Below are 4,292 nucleotides of genomic sequence, written 5' to 3' on the forward strand. Positions count from 1 at the left end.
GTTTTATTATGGAAGAAATATTGTCTGCTCTGGTGGGTGCAGTCAATCAGGTTCTTTGGGACTACCTGCTGATTTATGCCTTAATCGGTATCGGCCTGTTTTTTACCCTGTACTTGGGCGCGCCGCAAGTGACCAAATTGGGGGCGGGTTTCAAATCCGTTTTCGGCGGCTTGTTCAGCAAAAAAGACAAAGACCACGAAGGCAAATCCCTGTCTCAATTTCAAGCGCTTGCCGTGGCGATTTCCGCGCAAATCGGTACCGGTAACGTTGCCGGTGTCGCCACTGCGATTACTGCCGGCGGCCCGGGTGCCATCTTTTGGATGTGGTTGTCTGCCATTTTGGGCATGTCTACCATTTTTGCAGAAGCCGTTTTGGCGCAAAAATACCGCGTGGTCAGCCACGGCAAATACATCGGCGGCCCTGCGTTTTACATCACGCACGGCCTGACTCCGAAAATCGGCCGTGGCGCGGCGCGTTTCCTGTCCGGTTTTTTCTCCATCGCCTTGATTATCGCGCTGGGTTTCATCGGTAACGCGACCCAATCCAACTCTATCGCCTCGGCCATAAATTTGGCTTTCGATATTCCTCCGATGGCTGTCGGCATTGCTTTGGCGGTATTCGCCGGCCTGATTATCATCGGCGGCATCAACCGCATTGCCGGTATCGCGCAATTTGTCGTGCCGTTTATGGCTGTGATTTACATCTTGTGTGCCGTGATTATTTTGTTCAAATTCTCCGACCACATCATTCCGATGTTCCACAATATTTTTGTCGCCGCCTTCAATCCTGAAGCGGTATTGGGTGGTGCGGCCGGTATCGGTATGCGCGAAGCAGTCCGCTTCGGTGTGGCACGCGGCCTGTTTTCCAATGAAGCCGGTATGGGTTCGACCCCGCACGCTCATGCGACCGCCAACGTCAAACACCCTGTACAACAAGGTATGGCCGCGTTTATCGGTATCTTTATCGACACGCTGATGGTTTGCACGGCAACCGCGCTGATTATCCTGCTGACCGACGCCAACCTGTCAGGCGAAACCGGCGCTGCGGTTACCCAACTGGCGTTTAACAAAGCCTTCCCGGGTTTTGGTTCACAATTGCTCGCCGTCTGTCTGACCTTCTTCGCCTTTACCACCATCATCGGCTGGTACTACTTCGGCGAATCCAATATCCGCTTCCTGTTCCGCGGCAAACATTTGGGCATCTACCGCGCACTGGTTTTGGTGGCCATCGTATTGGGTACATTGGGCAAAGTGGATTTGGTTTGGAGTATGTCCGATATGTTCAACGGCTTTATGGTCTTACCAAACTTAATCGCCCTCTTCCTGCTGCGTAAGGAAATCCGTGCTGTTTACGACGATTATCTGGCGCAAACCAAAGCTGGCAAAGAGTTGACCTACAACTATGAATTCCACGAATTCCACGACAAAAACCCAGGTTGACGACAAACAAAAACCTCTCAGTCAAACTGAGAGGTTTTTTATTCCAGGCCGTCTGAAACTACAACACATAAAAATAAATGCTGATAAATTGCGTCAAACTGCCTGCCAAGACAAACAAGTGCCAGATACCGTGGCCATGGCGGATTTTCGTATCGTTGATAAACCAATAAATCCCCGCGCTATACAATACGCCGCCCAACACCAGCCAAAATAATCCACCGGCCGAAAGCGACTGTATCAGCGGCCATACCGCCACCACAATCAGCCAGCCCATCAACACATAAATCACCATCGACAACAACCGCTTCTCGCTTTTGCGCCCGATCGTCAGCTCCTGAACAATGCCCAGCAAAGCCAGTCCCCACGACACGCCGAAAAGCGACCAGCCCCAACCGCCCTGCAGGGTAATCAGCGTAAACGGCGTATAGCTGCCTGCAATTAAAAGATAAATCATGCAATGATCGACCTTTTGCAAAATCGCCTTGGCCTTCGGCTGCGGAATACTGTGGTATAAGGTTGAGCCCAAATACAGAAGCAGCAGACAGACTCCATAAGTCAGTGCACCGGCAATCCGATAGCCGTCCGCCGATTCTACCGCTTTCACCAGCATCAGCACCAAGGCTGCCACTGCCAACAAGAAACCGGCCAAATGGCTGTACGCATTAAATCTCTCGCCGTGATACATAAACCATTCTCATTTATAAAAGACCAAAGTGTACGCCAAGACAGGCACTTCGTCAGAGAAATCGGGTTAAAAATAAGTTAAAGCGTAAAGGCCGTCTGAAAAACACGGCCTTGCAATATAACAAAAACATCTTTGCAACAAACAAACCATTCTTTCCCTTTTTCAGACGGCCCCTATATATTTCAAACCCGAACAACACGGCAACGCCATCCGCCCCTGCCGTGTTGTTTGCTTTATTATTCTTGCAAATATCATTTAACAACAAAAGCTTAATCAACCATCCTTACAAAGCGGCAAACAATAAAACATAAACAAACATGGTATAATAAACGCTTACAGGCAGAGATTTAGACAAAATCTCAGGCCGTCTGAAGGAGGAGAAACATGAATCGACGCGTTTATATCGTACATGGCTTTGAAGGCAATCCGCACGGCAACTGGTTTGACTGGCTTTGCGCCCAAGTCAAAAGCACCGGCGCACAAGCAATCTCCCTTGCCATGCCCAATCCCGACAAACCAAGCACGACCGCGTGGCAGTTTACCCTTGACCAGCACATCGGCAAGCCTGATGCCCATACCTTCCTAGTCGGCCACAGCCTCGGTTGCATTACACTCCTTCACTTCCTCAGCCGCCAACAGCCGCAAAAAATCGGCGGTCTGTTGCTTGCCGCCGGTTTTGCCGATACACTGCCGCCCCTGCCCACGCTCGATGCCTACATTAAAGCAGCGTCCCCCGATTTCGACATCCTGCGCAAAATCGATATGCCCAAACACTGCCTGGTTTCCGACAATGACACCCATGTTCCGCCCGAACTGACTTTGGACATGGCGGCCAAACTCAAAAGCCCTGTTACCCATATTCCAGAAGGCGGCCATTTGATGGCTTCGGACGGTTTTACCCAACTGCCACAGGCTTGGGAAGCACTGAAACCCATGTTGACCGAATAAATACACACTCTAATCCTGTTTTCAGACGGCCTTGACTGTCTTCCCTCCCCATAACAGGCCGTCTGAACGACAACAAAAAACAACCTGCCCTTTCAAGCAGGTTGTTTCTTTTTATGCCTTATTGACGGCAAATTTAATATTGCACCGTCCATTCAATCTCGCCGCCAGCCCTCATCGGTACAAGCTCGCCATCGCCGTAAGGTACGCTGGCAGGAACGGTTTGCGTTTGTTTGACCAATGTGATGGTATCGGTATTTTCAGGCAGACCGTAGAAACGTGGGCCGTTTTTAGAAGCAAAGGCTTCCAGTTTGTCCAGCGCACCCGCTTTCTCAAACACTTCGGCATAAAGCTCGATGGCCGTCATCGCGCTGAACATACCGGCGCAACCGCAAGCATTTTCTTTGGCAGTTTTAGCATGTGGTGCAGAGTCCGTGCCGAGGAAGAATTTGTGCGCCTTATCGCCGGTAACGGCGGCAACCAAAGCCTGACGGTGGGTTTCGCGTTTGAGTACGGGCAAGCAGAAATGATGAGGGTGCACACCGCCGACCAAAAGGTCGTTGCGGTTGAGCAGCAAGTGTTGCGGCGTCACAGACGCGGCCACATTATCGCCTGCTTCCAATACCAGTCGTGCAGCCTCGGCAGTGGTGATGTGTTCAAACACGACTTTGAGGTTGGGCACTTGCGCCAAAACCGGCTTCATCACACGCTCGATAAAGGCGGCCTCGCGGTCGAAAATATCGATTTCAGGATCGGTTACTTCGCCGTGAACCAAGAACAAAATGCCCTGTTTCGCCATTTCTTCCAACACGGGAATCAGTTTGAACAAGTCGGTCACGCCGGAATCGGAATTGGTGGTCGCGCCTGCAGGATAGAGTTTAAAAGCCACAATACCGGCAGCCTTGGCTTCACGCACGAGTTCGGGAGTGGCGTTGTCGGTCAAATAAAGCGTCATCAACGGCTGGAAAGCGCTGCCTTCGGGCAGGGCGGCCATAATGCGCTCTTTGTATGCTTGGGCATCGGCAACGCTGACGACGGGCGGCTTCAGGTTGGGCATGATAACCGCGCGGCCCATTTGTCGGGCGGTGTACGGGGTAACGGCTTTGAGTGCGTCGCCGTCGCGCAGGTGTAAGTGCATATCGTCGGGGCGGATGATGGTCAGGGTTTGCATAGCTTACTTTCGAGTGGTTTGGTTTGATAATGTTTCAGACGGCCTTTATTCG

Annotated in this window: 4 protein-coding genes; 2 read left to right on the forward strand and 2 right to left on the reverse strand. The window is 51.4% G+C overall.

The window, feature by feature from the left end:
• Positions 1 to 8 precede the first annotated feature (8 nt).
• Complete coding sequence (locus tag ACTHUT_RS14700; protein ID WP_250600038.1) at positions 9 to 1,439, forward strand: alanine/glycine:cation symporter family protein; 1,431 nt, start codon at positions 9 to 11, stop codon at positions 1,437 to 1,439.
• Positions 1,440 to 1,497: 58 nt separating this feature from the next.
• Here ACTHUT_RS14700 and trhA read toward each other — a convergent pair whose 3' ends face one another.
• The gene (trhA, locus tag ACTHUT_RS14705) at positions 1,498 to 2,124 is read right to left on the reverse strand and encodes a PAQR family membrane homeostasis protein TrhA (protein ID WP_049329915.1); all 627 of its coding nucleotides are present in this window, start codon (positions 2,122 to 2,124) and stop codon (positions 1,498 to 1,500) included.
• A gap of 384 nt (positions 2,125 to 2,508) precedes the next feature.
• Here trhA and ACTHUT_RS14710 point away from each other — a divergent pair, with 384 nt between their 5' ends.
• A complete protein-coding gene (locus tag ACTHUT_RS14710; RefSeq protein ID WP_250590233.1) occupies positions 2,509 to 3,072 on the forward strand; it encodes an RBBP9/YdeN family alpha/beta hydrolase in 564 nt (187 codons plus the stop codon).
• A 133-nt stretch (positions 3,073 to 3,205) separates the two neighbouring features.
• Here the strand turns inward: ACTHUT_RS14710 and pyrC are convergent, their stop codons facing one another.
• Positions 3,206 to 4,240 (reverse strand): dihydroorotase, encoded by a 1,035-nt coding sequence (pyrC, locus tag ACTHUT_RS14715; protein ID WP_250600036.1) that lies wholly within the window; start codon positions 4,238 to 4,240, stop codon positions 3,206 to 3,208.
• Positions 4,241 to 4,292 lie beyond the last annotated feature (52 nt).

The organism is Neisseria sp. P0022.S010, from assembly GCF_051956635.1.

Excerpts from the sequence above, each read along its gene's own strand:
- ACTHUT_RS14700 (WP_250600038.1), top strand. The coding sequence starts at position 9 with ATGGAAGAAATATTGTCTGCTCTGGTGGGTGCAGTCAATCAGGTTCTT.
- trhA (WP_049329915.1), bottom strand. The coding sequence starts at position 2,124 with ATGTATCACGGCGAGAGATTTAATGCGTACAGCCATTTGGCCGGTTTC.
- pyrC (WP_250600036.1), bottom strand. The coding sequence starts at position 4,240 with ATGCAAACCCTGACCATCATCCGCCCCGACGATATGCACTTACACCTG.
- ACTHUT_RS14710 (WP_250590233.1), top strand. The coding sequence starts at position 2,509 with ATGAATCGACGCGTTTATATCGTACATGGCTTTGAAGGCAATCCGCAC.